Source organism: Rhizobium sp. PP-CC-3G-465 (genome assembly GCF_004343445.1).
Classification (GTDB): domain Bacteria; phylum Pseudomonadota; class Alphaproteobacteria; order Rhizobiales; family Rhizobiaceae; genus Ferranicluibacter; species Ferranicluibacter rubi.
The window spans coordinates 470,579-485,194 of the sequence record NZ_SLYH01000001.1 but is presented as its reverse complement, the minus strand read 5'-3'; the positions used below and the strand labels follow the sequence as shown (position 1 = coordinate 485,194).

Genomic DNA, 14,616 nt, shown 5'->3' with positions numbered 1-14,616 from the left:
AAAAAGGCCGCGATGTCACTGACATCGCGGCCTTTTTATATGATAGGGCGGAAGGTCACTCCCCGGGATGCAGCCTGTCACGACGCCCGGATCTCCACTCGGAAATCCAGATCGCACCCCACACAGAAGCTGCCAGCAAAACGGGCAGAAGATAGAGGTAAAAGATGGTCCCGAATGTCACGGCTTAAGTTTCCCGAGCATATGTCTTGCTGCCCAATGTAATGCGAGCGCTGTCAAAAGCCAAGTGATCGTCGAAATAGCAAGCGGCGCTGACAGACCGAACAGCACTTGCCCGTTCGCAAGCGACACAACCGGCGTTATGAACCCAGCCGCAATGGACGCCGTCGCGAGGCGGCCGATCGAATTGGCAGCGAGCTTCACCCGCTCATTGTGAACGAGAGGCGAATCGCTACCGCTCGCCATCACACCGTCGCCCGGCCGAGAAACTCTCGCACCTCATAACCGGCCATGAACTTACCGATCCGCTTGATCTCCCACTCCAGCTTGACGCCGGAATGCTCCATCACGCGCTGGCGCACGGTTTCGCCGAGATATTCGAGCTCGTAGCCGCTCGCCTGCCCCGTATTGATCATGAAGTTGCAGTGCATCGGCGACATCTGCGCACCGCCGATCATCATGCCGCGGCAGCCGGCTTCGTCGATCAGCTTCCAGGCGGAATGCCCTTCCGGATTCTTGAAGGTCGAGCCGCCGGTCTTCTCCCGGATCGGCTGAACGGTCTCGCGGTGCTGCCGCACGGCATCCATGTCGGCCCGGATCTTCGCCTTGTCTTCCGGATAACCCTCGAAAACCGCATGCGTGAAGATGAGGTCCTTCGGGGCGCTCGAATGCCTATAGCTGTAGCCCATGTCGGCATTGCTCAGCACGTGCTTTTCGCCCTGCCGGTCGACGGCATGCACTTCGACCACCCGCTCGCGCGTCTCGCCGCCATTGGCGCCCGCGTTCATGCGCAGCGCGCCGCCGACGGTGCCGGGGATGCCGTAATAGAAGAAGAAGCCACCGATCCCGTGATCGAGCGTCATGGCCGCGAGGTTCTTGTCCGGGCAGATGGCGCCGGCCTTCACGCGGTTGTCGCCCACGAGTTCGATATCGCCAAAACCCTTGGCCGAGAGACGGATCACGACACCGGGAATGCCGCCGTCGCGCACCAGCAGGTTGGAGCCGACGCCGGCCACCATCACCGGCACTTCCTCGGGAACGAGCTTCAGGAAGGTGACGAGATCATCGACGTCGTGCGGCTGGAACATCAGCTCGGCCAGCCCGCCGGCGCGGAACCACGTCACGCGGTCCATGGGCGCATCCGGCGTCAGCCGTCCCCGAAGCGCGTTGACGCCCTCGCCGAGCGATGCGAGCAGCTTTGTTCCGTCGACCTGTTTCATGCGTCCTGTCCTGTCCCCTGCTTTGTGATGTCGGCCAATTCCTTCGGCAGCGCGGCAGCCCAGTAGGTAATGCTGCCGGCGCCCAAAAGAACCACGAAGTCACCGGGTTGTGCAATGGTGGAGACCAGCGGCGCAAGGGCTTCCGGCCCTTCCACATAGCGGGCATCGCGATGTCCGCCCGCTTTGATCCGGGAAACCAGCTCCTGCGAGGTGATCCCCTCGAGCGGCTCCTCGCCGGCCGAGTAGACGGGCGACAGAAGAATCGTATCCGCATCATTGAAGCAGGCCGCGAAATCCTCGAACAGGCTCTGCAAGCGAGAGAATCGGTGCGGCTGATGCACGGCGATGATTCGGCCTTGGCTGGCCTCGCGCGCGGCGCGCAGCACGGCCTTGATCTCGACCGGGTGGTGCCCATAGTCGTCATAGATCCGAACGTTGTTCCACTCACCGGTAAAGGTGAAGCGCCGCTTGACGCCGCCGAAGGCCGCAAGGCCCTTGGCGATATCCTCGGAGTTCATCCCGAGCCGGTTCGCGACCGCAATAGCGGCCGTCGCGTTGGAAACGTTGTGGCGGCCGGGCATCGGCAGGCGCAGGTCCTTCAGCTCGATCAACTGTCCCGTGCGGCGACGTCGGATGGCGACGTCGAAGATCGAGGTCGCGCCATCCATGCGGATGTTGAAGAAGCGCACGTCCGCCTGCGGGTTCTCGCCATAGGTGATGACCTTACGGTCCTCGATCTTGGAGACCATCGTCTGGACCTCGGGATGGTCGAGACACATCACACCGAAGCCGTAGAACGGAACGTTTTCGACGAACTGGCGAAACGCCGCCCGCACCTGGTCGAACGTGCCGTAATGGTCGAGATGCTCCGGGTCGATATTGGTGACGACGGCCACATCGGCCGGAAGCTTGAGAAAAGTACCGTCCGATTCGTCGGCCTCCACCACCATCCACTCGCCGGCACCCATGCGCGCATTGGTGCCATAGGCATTGATGATGCCGCCATTAATGACGGTCGGGTCAAGACCGCCGGCTTCCAGCAGGGCCGCAACCATCGACGTCGTCGTCGTCTTGCCGTGCGTACCGCCGATGGCGATCGAGCTGCGGAAACGCATGAGCTCGGCCAGCATTTCGGCGCGGCGCACGACGGGCAGCAGCTTCTCGCGGGCCGCGATCAGTTCCGGATTGGTCTTCTTGATCGCCGTGGACACGACGACGACCTCGGACTCCCCGAGGTTCTCAGCCTTGTGGCCGACGAAGACCTCGATGCCCTTCTCGCGCAACCGCTGGACGTTGGCGCTTTCGGCTTGATCCGAGCCCTGGACGCGGTGGCCGAGGTTGTGCAGCACTTCCGCAATGCCGCTCATCCCGATCCCGCCGATACCGATGAAATGGACGAGGCCGATCGTCTGCGGCAGTTTCATGAGCGTTTTTCCTTGAATTGGGCAATCGTCTGGCCGCTGGCAATAGCCGCTACCATGCCGGCAAGCAAGCGCGCGGCATCCGGCCGGCCCGCGGCCTTGGCGCTGGTCGCCATCTCCGTCATGCTCTCAGGGTTGTTCATCGCGTCGCGAATGAAGCCAGCGAGAACCTCCGGCGTCAGGTCCTTTTGCGGCACGAGCCGTGCCGCTCCGGTCTCGGCGAGGGCCGCCGCATTCGCCGCCTGATCGTGATCGAGCGCGAAGGGATAAGGCACGAGGATGGACGGGCGACCGATGACGGCAATTTCCGACACGGTGGAGGCGCCGGAGCGGCAGACGAGCAGATGGGCCGCGGCAATCCGTCCGGCCATGTCGGTGAAGAAGGGCGAGATTTCCGCCGTCAGCTCGAATTTCGACATCGCCGTCCGCGCGCCGTCGAGATCCTCCGGCCGGGCCTGCTGCGTCACGTGCAGCCGGGCGCGAAGTTCGGGCTCGAGCAGAGCGATCGCCGCCGGAATGGCCTTGGAGAAGAACTGCGCGCCCTGGCTGCCGCCGAACACGACGAGCCGGAAGGTCTCGCCCGGGCCGGACGCCGCATAGGGAACCTCGGCGGCTTCAAGCACGGCGGGACGCACGGGATTGCCCGTCGTCACCGTCTTCTGCGCATAGCGTCCATCCGTTTCCGGCAGGAAGCCGCCGGCGATTGCGGTGACGCGCCCGGCGAGGCCCTTGTTCGCGCGACCCATCACGGCGTTCTGTTCATGGATGATCGTGGGGATGCGCAGCCGGCTGGCGGCGAGAAGCGGCGGCACGGTCGGATAGCCCCCGAACCCGACGACCACCTTCGGCTTTATCTCCTTCAGGATACTGCGGGCCTCGCGCAGGCCGCTCCACAGCTGCCAGAGAGAGGACCCGACCTTGACGGGGTTGCGCGAGCCGATCGTGGCGGAGCGCACGACATGGATGCGCTCGGCCGGGAAGGAGCCGGCGTAGCGCTCGGCCCGGTGGTCGGTGATTAGGTGCACCGTGAAGTCCAGTGCGGCCAGTTCGTGCGCGAGCGCCTCGGCTGGAAAAAGATGACCGCCGGTACCTCCGGCGGCTAGCATGACGATGCCCTTGGTCAAGACTCGAGACCTCCAGTACGAAGCGTATTGCGCAAAGCAGCGCAGCGAAGATGTGTCAAAAAAGCACGGACGAAATGTTCTAGCGCATAATGCCGGAAACCGGGACCGGTTTCCTCAGCCATTCTGCCGCTGCTTGAAGTGCCACAGCGTCGCGTGTCGGAGGGACGCGCGACGCTGTCATTTGGTCGGCCGCGTGCATAACGAGCGCGCACGGAATGCCGTCATCCTATTCCGCCGCGACAGGTGCACCGGTGCGGAACAGGCTGCGCTCCAAAGCGCGCTTTTCCGGGCGGTGGCGGGTGAGAGCCAGAATGAAGCCGGCGGTGACGCAGATCGCGATCATTGAGGAACCACCGTAGGAAATCAGCGGCAGCGTCATGCCCTTGGCGGGCAGCAGTTCGAGATTGACCCCGACATTGATGATCGACTGGATGCCGATCTGCAGCACGAGGCCGGCGACGGCGAAGCGGTTGAAGTCGTTGCGCTCGCGGAAAGCGTGGCTGAGGCCGCGCATGACGAGGAACGAGAAGATGGCGACGATGACCATGCAGAACACGATACCGAACTCTTCCGCCGCGACCGAGAAGATGAAGTCGGTATGGCTGTCCGGGATGATCCGCTTGATGATGCCCTCGCCCGGGCCCTGCCCCAGCCAGTCGCCGCGAATGATCGCCTCGCGCGCCGTATCCACCTGGAACGTGTCGCCTTCGCCGGTCATGAACCGGTCGATACGGCCGGCGACGTGGGGAAGCAGCGTATAGGCAACGACGAGACCGCCGACGGCCGAGCCGCCGAGAACGACGATCCAGAGCCACGGCATTCCCGCCATAAAAAACATGCCGCCCCAGACGGCCGTCGTCAGGATGGTCTGCCCGAGGTCGGGCTGGGCGATGAGAAGCGTTGCGACGATGCCGTAAAGCAGGATCGCGAAGAGATTGCCGGGAATTTCCGGCTGGCGGGCGTGTTCGGAGAAGAGCCAGGCGCAGACGATGACGAAGGCAGGCTTCATGAACTCGGACGGCTGGATGCCGATCGGGCCGATCGAGAACCACCGGCGCGAGCCCTTGATCTCGACACCGAAGAACAGTGCCAGAATCATCATGGCGATGGACGCGGCGAGAATGACGATGGCCGTGCGACGCACCTGACGCGGCGTCAGAAACGACAGGCCGATCATGACGACCAGCGACGGAATGAGAAAGGCCGCCTGGCGCTTGACGAAATGGAAGCTGTCAAGGCCCAGCCGCTCCGCGACCGCAGGGCTCGCGGCGAAGGACAGCATGAAGCCGATGCCCATCAACAGAATGAACGTCGCCAGGAAGAACCTGTCGATGGTCCAGAACCAGTCGGCCACCGGGCCACGCTCCGCACGACTCACCATGTCTTCATCCTCGTCAAAAAGCGCAGTCGCGCCGTAAACCGTCCGGCCGCGGCGACAGAGCCGCCACGGCTATCAAATCAGCATGGTCACACGGGGAAGAGCGGCCACATGGGCCACGAACGCATCCCCGCGCATCTCAAAATTCTTGTACTGGTCGAAGCTTGCGCAAGCCGGGGACAACAGAACGGCCGCTGGCAACCCGTCCCGTGCCGCATCCGCAGCCGCATCCGCGACGGCTTTCTCCAGCGTCTCCGACCGCTCGAACGGAACGGCATCGCCAAGCGTTGCCGCGAACTCGTCTGCCGCGCGGCCGATCAGGTAGGCCTTGGCGATCTTCGGGAAATACGGAGAGAGCGACGCGATGCCGCCGTCTTTGGGCACGCCACCGGCAATCCAGTAGATCCGCTCGAAGCTCGACAGCGCCGGAGCCGCGGCCTCCGCATTGGTCGCCTTGCTGTCATTGACGAAGGTGACGTCACCGACGGTCGCAACCGGCTGCATGCGATGCTTGAGCCCGGGGAAGGAAGCGAACCCCGACAGGATCTCCGCTTTCGACGCGCCCACCGCGAGGCAGGCGGCGATCGCCGCTGCCGCGTTCTGGCCGTTATGGCTTCCCCGAAGCGTCGCGATGCCCGAGAGGTCGGCAAAGACCTCCGCAAGCCCCCCCTCGGCGCGCATCACGGCGGCGCCCTCAGCGTAGTAGCCATCGCCGAGCGATCGGTGGCGAGCGATGCGAATAACGGAACGACCGGCGAGCGCCACGCGATCCGCGATGGCTTCGCACCAGGCATCGTCCACGCCGATGATGGCGGTATGGCTCGCAGCGACCAGGCGTTCCTTGATCGCCGCATAGTTTTCCATGGTCCCGTGGCGGTCGATATGGTCGGGCGTGAGGTTGAGGAGGATTCCGGCGGTCGGTTCCAGCGAAGGCGTCAGGTCGATCTGGTAAGACGAGCACTCGACCACATAGAACCGGTCTTTTGCCGGCGGGTCGAGCGTCAGCACCGCCGTGCCGATATTGCCGCCGAGCTGCGTGTCGCGGCCGCTGGCGACAAGAATGTGCGCGATCAGTGCCGTGGTCGTGGATTTGCCGTTGGTGCCGGTGATGGCGATCAGCGGTGCTTCGGGCGAAAGAGCCCGTCGCTCGCGCGAGAGCAGCTCGACGTCCCCGATCACCTCGACGCCAGCGCCGCGCGCAAGATCGACCGTCCAGTGCGGCTTCGGATGCGTGAGCGGCACGCCGGGCGACAGAACGAAAGCTGTGAATGCCGACCAGTCTGCCTGCCGCAGATCGCCGGTGCCGATCCCCTCGGCAGCGGCCTTCGCCACGCTCTCGGCATTGTCGTCCCACGCGGTCACCGTCGCGCCGCCGGCAACCAGCGCGCGCGCGGTGGCGAGCCCGGAGCCTCCGAGACCGAAGAGGGCAACGTGGCGACCGTTGAGCGTGGTGACGGGGATCATCGGCTTACCGCAGCTTCAGCGTGGAAAGGCCGACCATGGCCAGGATAACGGCGATGATCCAGAAGCGGATGACGACCTGGCTTTCCGTCCAGCCCTTCTTTTCGAAATGGTGGTGGATCGGCGCCATCAGGAACACGCGGCGGCCGGTGCGCTTGAACCAGAAGACCTGGATGATGACGGACAGCGTCTCCATGACGAAGAGGCCGCCGATGATGACCATGACGATCTCGTGCTTGGTGGCGACGGCGACGGTGCCGATGAGGCCACCGAGCGCCAGCGACCCGGTGTCGCCCATGAAGATGGCGGCGGGCGGCGCGTTGAACCAGAGAAAGCCGAGCCCCGCCCCGATGACCGCTCCGAGAATGACGGCCAGTTCCCCTGTACCGGGTACGAAGTGGATCTGCAGGTAATTGGCGAACACCGCGTTGCCGGCGAGATAGGCGATGACGCCGAAGGAGGCCGCAGCGATCATAACCGGCACGATGGCGAGGCCATCAAGCCCGTCCGTCAGGTTCACCGCATTGCCGGCGCCGACGATGACGAAGCCGCCGAACAGGATGAAGAAATAGCCGAGGTTGAGCGTGAAATCCTTGAGGAAGGGGAATGTCAGCGAGGAGCCGAAGGTGGAGCCGGCCGTGCCTGCGGAGATCGCCGACCGCATCATGAAGAACACGGCGACGGCAGCGACCGCGAACTCGATCGCGAGACGCGCCTTGCCGGAAAAGCCCTTGTCCGACTGCTTCGTCACCTTGAGATAGTCGTCATAAAAGCCAATGGCGCCGAAGCCGAGCGTGACGAGCAGGGTCGAGACCACATAGACGCTGGAAAGGTCGGCCCAGAGCAGCGACGAAACGACGATGCCGGCGAGGATCATCAGGCCGCCCATCGTCGGCGTCCCCGCCTTCTTGAAGTGCGTCTGCGGCCCATCGGCGCGGATCGGCTGTCCCCGGCCCTGTCGTACGCGCAGCGACGAAATCATCTTCGGCCCGAACAGGAAGACGATCATGGCGGAGGTAAAGAGCGCCGCACCGGTGCGGAACGTGATGTACCGGAACAGATTGAAAAACTGGAAATGGTCCGCCAGTTCGACAAGCCAGATGAGCATGAGGGACCCTTCCCCGAAAATTCGATATCGATATGCCTCTCCCGACCGGAGAGGAAAATGAGATGGAGCGAGCGCTAGAGCGCCTGCTCAGTTTCGGCCTGCGCCGGAAATGTATCGAGAAGAGCCTGGACGATCCGTCCGCAGCCCGTTCCCTTCGAGGATTTGATCATGACGACATCGCCCGCGCGCACCGAGGCGACCGCGTGATTGCGCAGATCATCGACCGCGTCGCAATGAACCACGGAGACCGTCTCCGGCAGAGCATCCTGCAGATGCGTCATCTCGGGTCCGGCAAGCCAGACCGTGTCGATCCCCTGCTCCGAGAGCGCGCCGGCAAGAGACGCATGTGCCTGTGTGGAATGCGTGCCCATCTCCAGCATGTCGCCGAGAATGGCAATCCGTCGTCCGCCCTCGACACCGATCTCGGCCTCTCCGAGAAGCGCGATGGCCGCGCGCATGGAGGCGGGATTGGCGTTGTAGCTCTCGTCGATCAGCGTCATCGTGCCCGTGCCCACGGACAGACGATGGCGTTCGCCACGGCCTTTTTCCGGCTGCAGCGTCGCCAGCGCTGATATCACCGTGTCGAGGTCCGCGCCGACGAGTGTCGCCGCACCGAGCACGGCGAGCGCATTCTCGGCGATGTGGCGGCCCGGTGCGCCGAGCGGGATCTCGAGCGTGCGAGCGTCGATCATCGCCCAGAGCGTGCCGCCTTCCGGCGTCGCCGCATATTCGATCATCCGGAAATCGGCGCGCTGATCGACGCCGAAGCTGTGTACGCTGGAGACGCCGAGCATCGCGGCCGCCTTTTCCAGCGTGCCGAACTGCGCATTGTCGCGGTTGAGAAGGACATGGCCGCCATCGACCAGCCCTTCCATGATCTCGGCCTTCGCCGTGGCGATCTCGTCGAGATCGCGGAAATTGCCGAGATGCGCCGGTGCGATCGTGGTGATGACGGCGACATGCGGACGGACCATGCGCACCAGCGGCCGGATCTCGTCGGGATGATTCATGCCGATTTCGAAGACACCGTAATCTGTGGCCTCGGGCATGCGCGCGAGCGTCAGCGGCACGCCCCAGTGATTGTTGAAGGAGGCGACGGACGCGTGAACCCGGCCGCTCGGCGACAGCGCATGCCGCAGCATCTCCTTGGTGGTCGTCTTGCCGACGGAGCCCGTGACCGCGATGATCTTGGCCGCACTCCGGTCGCGCGCCGCGCAGCCGAGTCGGACCATGGCCGCGAGCACGTCATCCACGACGATCATCGGCGCGATCAGGCGTCCGAGCGCCGGCAGCTTGCCTTCGCTGACAACGAGAAGGGCGGCACCATTGGCAATGGCGAGACCGGCATAGTCATGCCCGTCCACCCGGTCGCCCTTGATGGCGAAGAAGGCCTCGCCCTTGCCCATGGCACGGCTGTCGATCGAGATGCCGGTAATGCCCTGCGGCAGGTTGCCCACAGGGCGACCGTGCATGGCGGCCAGCAGGTCGGCGCTCGTCCAGAGAAAACCCATGTCGTCAGCCTCCCATATCCTGGCCAGCCGTCTGCTGCGCACCAAGAGCCTTGCGAATTTCGGCATGATCGGAGAAGGGCAGCGTGACCGTGCCGACCGTCTGCCCCTGCTCGTGACCCTTGCCGGCGACGATCAGCGTATCCCCCGGCCCCAGTATGCCGACGGCATGGCGGATGGCCTCCGCGCGATCGGCGATTTCGGTCGCGCCGGGCGCCGCGGCCAGGATCTCGCTGCGGATCGTCGCCGGTGTTTCCGAACGCGGATTGTCGTCCGTCACGATCACGACATCGGACAGCCGGGTCGCGATCTCGCCCATCAGCGGCCGCTTGCCTTTGTCGCGGTCGCCACCGCAGCCGAACACCGTCACGACGCGTCCGGTCGTGAAAGGCCGGACGGAGGACAGGACCTGCGCCAGCGCGTCCGGCTTGTGGGCGTAATCAACATAGGCGAGCGCGCCATCCGGCGTCTGACCCACAAGCTCCAGTCGGCCCGGAGCACCCTGCAGCTTCTCGAGCGCCAGCATGACCGTGGGCGCATCAACGCCCGTGGACAGGGCAAGACCTGCGGCCACCAACGCATTCGAAATCTGGAAATCGCCGGCAAGCGGCAGGTTCACCTCGAAGATCCGCCCGTCGACATGGACTTCGGCGATCTGCTTGTGGCGGAAATGCTCGACGCGCTTCAGAGCGAGATAGTCGCCCTTGCGCCCGACGGTGCGCACGTCGCTTCCGGCCGCTTTCGCAGCCCGGATCGCGGCATCCGACCATTCGTCGTCAGAGAAGATGATGGCCGGCGCGCCCTTCGGCAGCAGCGCTTCGAACAGGCGCATCTTGGCGCCGAGATAATGCTCGATCGTCGGATGGTAATCCATGTGATCGCGGCCGAGATTGGTGAAGGCGGCAGCCGAGAGGCGCACGCCGTCGAGCCGGCTCTGGTCGAGCCCGTGACTGGAGGCTTCCATGGCCGCATGCGTCACGCCGGCCGCAGCCAGTTCAGACAGCAGCTGGTGCAGCGAGACCGGATCGGGCGTGGTGAGCGAGCCGTAGTCGTTCCGGCCGGGCGCAACGACGCCGGTCGTGCCGATCATCGCAGCGGCAAGCCCGGCATGCGCCCAGATCTGGCGGGTAAACGAAGCGACCGAGGTCTTCCCCGCCGTACCGGTGACGGCGACCATGGTTTCCGGCTGCGCGTCATAGAAACGCGCTGCTGCGCGAGAGAGAAACGTGCGGGTGGAAGCGACGCGAAGGACGGGCACGGAAAGGGTCGAGCCGAGGTCCTCCTCGGTCACGATGGCGACCGCACCGCGCGACACGGCGTCGTCGACATAAACGCTGCCGTTCGCCTTGTTGCCGGGAACCGCCACGAACAGGGTGCCGGGCGAAACCTTGCGACTGTCGGCCGTCAGTCCGCCGATTTCGGCATCGGCCTGACCTGACGGCAGCAACGCGCCCGCTCCGTCATACCCGTCTGCAAGCATCGCAAGGTCACTGATCTTCATCGATTGCACTTTTCCCAACACGATTCCCTTGGGCCATCACGGCCGCGTGACCGTCCTTTACCGCTCAATACGCCACAAGCAAGGCGGAACCATCGACACCGAACTTCGGCTCGACACCCAGAAGCGGCGCAGAACGGCTGATGATGTCATGAACCATCGGGGCCGCCGTGTTGCCGGCAAGCGCCGCGCCGTTGCCCTTGTCCGTCTTCGGCTCGTCGATGAAGGTCAGCACCACATAGCGCGGATCGTCGATCGGGAAGCCGGCAAGGAAGGCGTTGAAGTTCGCGTCGCTCGAATAGCGCCCATTGACCACCTTGTCGGCCGTGCCCGTCTTGCCGCCGACATTGAAGCCGGGAACGCGGGCGTTCCGGCCCGATCCGTGGACACCGTTCCAGCGGAACAGGTAGCGCATGTCGTCGCTGGTCGATTTCTTGATGACCTGCGTGGAGGCGGCAGCGGCCTCTTCGATGGTGCGCGGCAGGAAGGTCGGCTCGATCAGTTTGCCGCCGTTGATCAGCGCCCCGCCCGCGACCGCCGTCTGCAGCGGCGTGGTGGACACGCCATGGCCGAACGAGATCGTGATCGAGTTGATCTTCTTCCAGACCTTCGGCTGGCTCGGCATCTTGATCTCCGGCAGTTCCGTCGGAATCCGCGTCAGAAGGCCGATCCGCGTCAGGAACTCCTTGTGCGCGTCGATACCGACGAGATCGGCCATCTTGGCCGTGCCGATGTTGGACGAATACTGGAAGATTTCCGGCACGGTCAGCACGCGATGCTTGCCGTGGAAGTCCTTGATGGTGAAGCCGCCGATGCGGATCGGGAAACGCGCGTCGAAGCTGTCGGTCAGCTTGACCTTGCCGCTGTCGAGCGCCATGGCCGTGGTGAACGACTTGAAGGTGGAGCCCATCTCGAACGTCCCGTTCGACATGCGGTTCATCCAGCCTTCCTTGGCGCCATCGGCCGGCTTGTTCGGATCGTAATCGGGATAGGAAACCATGGCGAGGATTTCGCCGGTCTTCACATCCATGACGACGCCGCCGGCGGCCAGCGACTTGAACTTGACCATGGCATCGACGACGACATCGCGCATGATGTTCTGGACGCGCAGGTCGATCGACAGACGCACGGGCTCCAGCTTCGCATCGCTCGTCATGCCGATGGCAGCGAGGTCCGCAAGGCCCTGGTTGTCGATCCAGCGCTCCATGCCCGCAATGCCGCGGTTATCGACGTTGACGTGGCCGACGACATGCGAGGCGGTGACGCCGCCCGGATAGAAGCGGCGCTTCTCCGGCCGGAAGCCGATGCCGGGAATGCCGAGCGCGAGAATTTCGCTCTGCTGCTTCGGCGTCAGCTGGCGGCGCAGCCACTGGAAGCGCGATTTGGACTTCAGCTTGTTGTAGATGTCGGCATTGTTGAGGTTGGGCAGCACAGTCGCCAGCTGCTCGACAGCCTCGTCCGCATCGACGATCTTGTGCGGCTCGGCAAAGAGCGAGACGGTGCGGATGTCGGTTGCCAGAATCTGGCCGTTGCGGTCGAGAATGTCGGGACGCGAGGCCATCAGATTGTCGGCGCGGCCGATGCTCGATACCGTCTCGGGCTGGGCGAAACCGTACTGGATCAGGCGTCCGCCGATGATGCAGTAGACGACCGAAAAGCCGGCGATGACGATGGCGACGCGGCTGCGGGCCTGGTTGCCGCGCCGCTTGCGGATGCCTTCGAAGGGCGCGCCGCGCGAAAGGTCGCCGGGATGATTGTTACCGCCGGCAGAGAAGTGCGCCTTGCTCTTGACGACCATGATGCGGGAAAGAAACGACATCAGCGCGCCACCGAGCCTGTTGAGATTTCGTCGGTCTCCTGGCTTTCGCGAGCGGCGACGGCCGGAGCGGCCTTCTTCTTGCCCTTGCTGTCCTTCTCCTCCGGCGGAGGGACATCGGCCTTCAGCATCGGCAGCTCTTCGGGATGCGCAAGCTGCGTCGGGTCCGTGGGAACGAGCTGCAGGTCCTTGTCATAGGCCGTAACCAGCCGGTCGAGCCGGTTCGGCTGGGTCAGAAGGGCCCAGTCGGCCCGCAGAAGGTCGATCGTGTCTTCCTCGAGCTTGATCTGCGCATCGAGCGAGCGGACTTCCTCGAGCTTGTTCTCGGCCTTGTGCTTGATCGTATAGGTCACGGTCGCCGCGCCGGTCATGACGACGATCAACACGATATCGAGCGTTCTCAGCATGCGTCAGCCTCCCAGCTTCGAAAGACTTGCAAGGTCTGGCAGATCGAAAATCGACATGTCGGCGGCCTCGGCTGGAGCATGCGTGCGTTCCCCGACCCGCAGCTTGGCGGAGCGGGCGCGCGGATTCCTGGATGATTCGTCTTCGCTGGCAGCAATCATCGCCTTACCAACTGGTGCGAAGGTTGCCGGGCGTTCGTGCATGATGGGAAGATGACGCGAACCCGAAGCCTTGCCGGCCCGGTCCTGGAAGAATTTCTTGACGATCCGGTCTTCGAGCGAATGGAAGGTCACCACGCTCAGCCGCCCGCCGGGCTTCAGCGCGCGCTCGGCGGCAAACAGCGCCTTGGCCAGTTCGCCGAGCTCGTTATTGACGAAAATGCGCAGCGCCTGGAAGACGCGGGTCGCCGGATGGATCTTGTCCTTGGCCTTGCGCGGGGTCACCACCTCGATCAGCCCGGCCAGATCGCGCGTCGTCTCGAACGGCGTTTCCGCACGGCGCTTCTCGATGGCGCGCGCGATGCGGCCCGACTGCGGCTCTTCGCCGAGGAAACCGAAGATGCGGATGAGATCGCCGACCTTCGCGCGGTTGACGACATCCGCCGCGGAAACGCCATGGCTCGACATGCGCATGTCGAGCGGACCGCGACGTTGAAAGGAAAAGCCTCTGTCCGCTTCGTCGATCTGCATGGAGGAGACGCCGATATCGAGCACGACACCGTCCAGCCCGCCTTCGGGCGCATGACGGGCCAGCTCGGAAAACTGTGCGTGAATGAGCGTTAAACGACCGCCGCTCGCCGCGACAAGGGCCTGTCCGGCAGCGATTGCGTTCGGATCGCGATCGAGCGCGATGACGTCGGCGCCACCCTGAAGGATCGCGGACGCATATCCGCCGGCACCGAACGTGCCATCGAGGATCGTCTTACCCGTTTCCGGCTGAAGACTGTTCAAAACCTCTGGGAGAAGAACCGGAATGTGGCGGACCGGTCCGCCATCGGCTCCAGCTGCACTGTCGCCAAGATCCGCCACCATTCCGTCTCTCCATGCTAGCCGGGGCGCAGACCTCGCAACCTGCGTTCCTGACGTGCCGCCGCCTGCGTTTCCTGAAACACCTGCGGCGCCCATAACTGAAAGTGATCCGCCCGGCCAACGAAAGTCACCTCGTTGGTGATGCCGGTGAAGTCGCGGATAAAATCCGTGACCATCAACCGACCTTCCTGGTCGAGCTTCATGAAGACCCCGCCCCCGTGAATGAGGAGCGACATCTCGTTGGCTTGCGGCGAAAACGGATCCTCGCCCGCTATCTGCCGCTCGAAACGGTCCAGCAATTCCGGCCCGCCCGCACTGATGGCAGGGAACACGAAATCCTGGAAGCAATACAGCTCCGCAATATCCAGCTTCGCCAGCACGCCGCGAAACGACGAGGGAACGGAGACCCGTCCCTTCGCATCGATACGGTTCGTGGCATGCGAGAGAAAGCGGTTCATGACGCGCAACAGCC

At 64.1% G+C, this 14,616-nt stretch carries 12 protein-coding genes; all 12 read right to left on the bottom strand.

The features are described 5' to 3' along the window. Nucleotides 1–422: 422 nt before the first annotated feature. Nucleotides 423–1,397 carry a UDP-N-acetylmuramate dehydrogenase gene (gene murB, locus C8J33_RS02230; RefSeq protein ID WP_110807538.1) on the bottom strand — a complete coding sequence of 325 codons (975 nt, stop codon included), beginning with the start codon at nucleotides 1,395–1,397 and terminating at the stop codon, nucleotides 423–425. Then, complete coding sequence (murC, locus tag C8J33_RS02225; RefSeq protein WP_132662958.1) at nucleotides 1,394–2,821, bottom strand: UDP-N-acetylmuramate--L-alanine ligase; 1,428 nt, start codon at nucleotides 2,819–2,821, stop codon at nucleotides 1,394–1,396. Before murC ends, murB begins: the two co-directional genes overlap by 4 nt. After that, nucleotides 2,818–3,942 (bottom strand): undecaprenyldiphospho-muramoylpentapeptide beta-N-acetylglucosaminyltransferase, encoded by a 1,125-nt coding sequence (gene murG, locus C8J33_RS02220; RefSeq protein WP_132662956.1) that lies wholly within the window; start codon nucleotides 3,940–3,942, stop codon nucleotides 2,818–2,820. Before murG ends, murC begins: the two co-directional genes overlap by 4 nt. A gap of 226 nt (nucleotides 3,943–4,168) precedes the next feature. Further along, entirely contained in the window at nucleotides 4,169–5,323 is a 1,155-nt protein-coding gene (gene ftsW / locus C8J33_RS02215) for a putative lipid II flippase FtsW (RefSeq protein ID WP_110728201.1), read from the bottom strand. A gap of 72 nt (nucleotides 5,324–5,395) precedes the next feature. Beyond that, nucleotides 5,396–6,784, bottom strand: a complete 1,389-nt coding sequence (gene murD, locus C8J33_RS02210; RefSeq protein WP_132662955.1) for a UDP-N-acetylmuramoyl-L-alanine--D-glutamate ligase — start codon at nucleotides 6,782–6,784, stop codon at nucleotides 5,396–5,398. A 4-nt stretch (nucleotides 6,785–6,788) separates the two neighbouring features. Then, nucleotides 6,789–7,889 (bottom strand): phospho-N-acetylmuramoyl-pentapeptide-transferase, encoded by a 1,101-nt coding sequence (mraY, locus tag C8J33_RS02205; RefSeq protein ID WP_110728203.1) that lies wholly within the window; start codon nucleotides 7,887–7,889, stop codon nucleotides 6,789–6,791. Between the two features lie 74 nt (nucleotides 7,890–7,963). Beyond that, nucleotides 7,964–9,400, bottom strand: coding sequence for a UDP-N-acetylmuramoylalanyl-D-glutamyl-2,6-diaminopimelate--D-alanyl-D-alanine ligase (locus C8J33_RS02200; protein ID WP_132662953.1), 1,437 nt, complete (start codon nucleotides 9,398–9,400; stop codon nucleotides 7,964–7,966). 4 nt (nucleotides 9,401–9,404) lie between these two features. Next, nucleotides 9,405–10,898: a UDP-N-acetylmuramoyl-L-alanyl-D-glutamate--2,6-diaminopimelate ligase gene (locus C8J33_RS02195; protein ID WP_132662951.1), complete on the bottom strand. Its 1,494-nt coding sequence runs from the start codon at nucleotides 10,896–10,898 to the stop codon at nucleotides 9,405–9,407. 64 nt (nucleotides 10,899–10,962) lie between these two features. Further along, complete coding sequence (locus C8J33_RS02190) at nucleotides 10,963–12,714, bottom strand: peptidoglycan D,D-transpeptidase FtsI family protein (protein ID WP_110799206.1); 1,752 nt, start codon at nucleotides 12,712–12,714, stop codon at nucleotides 10,963–10,965. Beyond that, nucleotides 12,714–13,118 (bottom strand): cell division protein FtsL, encoded by a 405-nt coding sequence (gene ftsL, locus C8J33_RS02185; RefSeq protein ID WP_110799207.1) that lies wholly within the window; start codon nucleotides 13,116–13,118, stop codon nucleotides 12,714–12,716. The genes C8J33_RS02190 and ftsL overlap by 1 nt, the downstream gene beginning before the upstream one ends. A 3-nt stretch (nucleotides 13,119–13,121) precedes the next feature. After that, nucleotides 13,122–14,147: a 16S rRNA (cytosine(1402)-N(4))-methyltransferase RsmH gene (gene rsmH / locus C8J33_RS02180; RefSeq protein WP_132662950.1), complete on the bottom strand. Its 1,026-nt coding sequence runs from the start codon at nucleotides 14,145–14,147 to the stop codon at nucleotides 13,122–13,124. A gap of 14 nt (nucleotides 14,148–14,161) precedes the next feature. Further along, nucleotides 14,162–14,602, bottom strand: coding sequence for a division/cell wall cluster transcriptional repressor MraZ (gene mraZ / locus C8J33_RS02175; RefSeq protein ID WP_245417094.1), 441 nt, complete (start codon nucleotides 14,600–14,602; stop codon nucleotides 14,162–14,164). Nucleotides 14,603–14,616 lie beyond the last annotated feature (14 nt).

Excerpts from the sequence above, each read along its gene's own strand:
- rsmH (WP_132662950.1), bottom strand. The coding sequence starts at position 14,147 with ATGGTGGCGGATCTTGGCGACAGTGCAGCTGGAGCCGATGGCGGACCG.
- mraY (WP_110728203.1), bottom strand. The coding sequence starts at position 7,889 with ATGCTCATCTGGCTTGTCGAACTGGCGGACCATTTCCAGTTTTTCAAT.
- ftsL (WP_110799207.1), bottom strand. The coding sequence starts at position 13,118 with ATGCTGAGAACGCTCGATATCGTGTTGATCGTCGTCATGACCGGCGCG.
- murD (WP_132662955.1), bottom strand. The coding sequence starts at position 6,784 with ATGATCCCCGTCACCACGCTCAACGGTCGCCACGTTGCCCTCTTCGGT.
- C8J33_RS02190 (WP_110799206.1), bottom strand. The coding sequence starts at position 12,714 with ATGTCGTTTCTTTCCCGCATCATGGTCGTCAAGAGCAAGGCGCACTTC.
- mraZ (WP_245417094.1), bottom strand. The coding sequence starts at position 14,602 with ATGAACCGCTTTCTCTCGCATGCCACGAACCGTATCGATGCGAAGGGA.
- ftsW (WP_110728201.1), bottom strand. The coding sequence starts at position 5,323 with ATGGTGAGTCGTGCGGAGCGTGGCCCGGTGGCCGACTGGTTCTGGACC.
- C8J33_RS02195 (WP_132662951.1), bottom strand. The coding sequence starts at position 10,898 with ATGAAGATCAGTGACCTTGCGATGCTTGCAGACGGGTATGACGGAGCG.
- C8J33_RS02200 (WP_132662953.1), bottom strand. The coding sequence starts at position 9,400 with ATGGGTTTTCTCTGGACGAGCGCCGACCTGCTGGCCGCCATGCACGGT.
- murC (WP_132662958.1), bottom strand. The coding sequence starts at position 2,821 with ATGAAACTGCCGCAGACGATCGGCCTCGTCCATTTCATCGGTATCGGC.
- murB (WP_110807538.1), bottom strand. The coding sequence starts at position 1,397 with ATGAAACAGGTCGACGGAACAAAGCTGCTCGCATCGCTCGGCGAGGGC.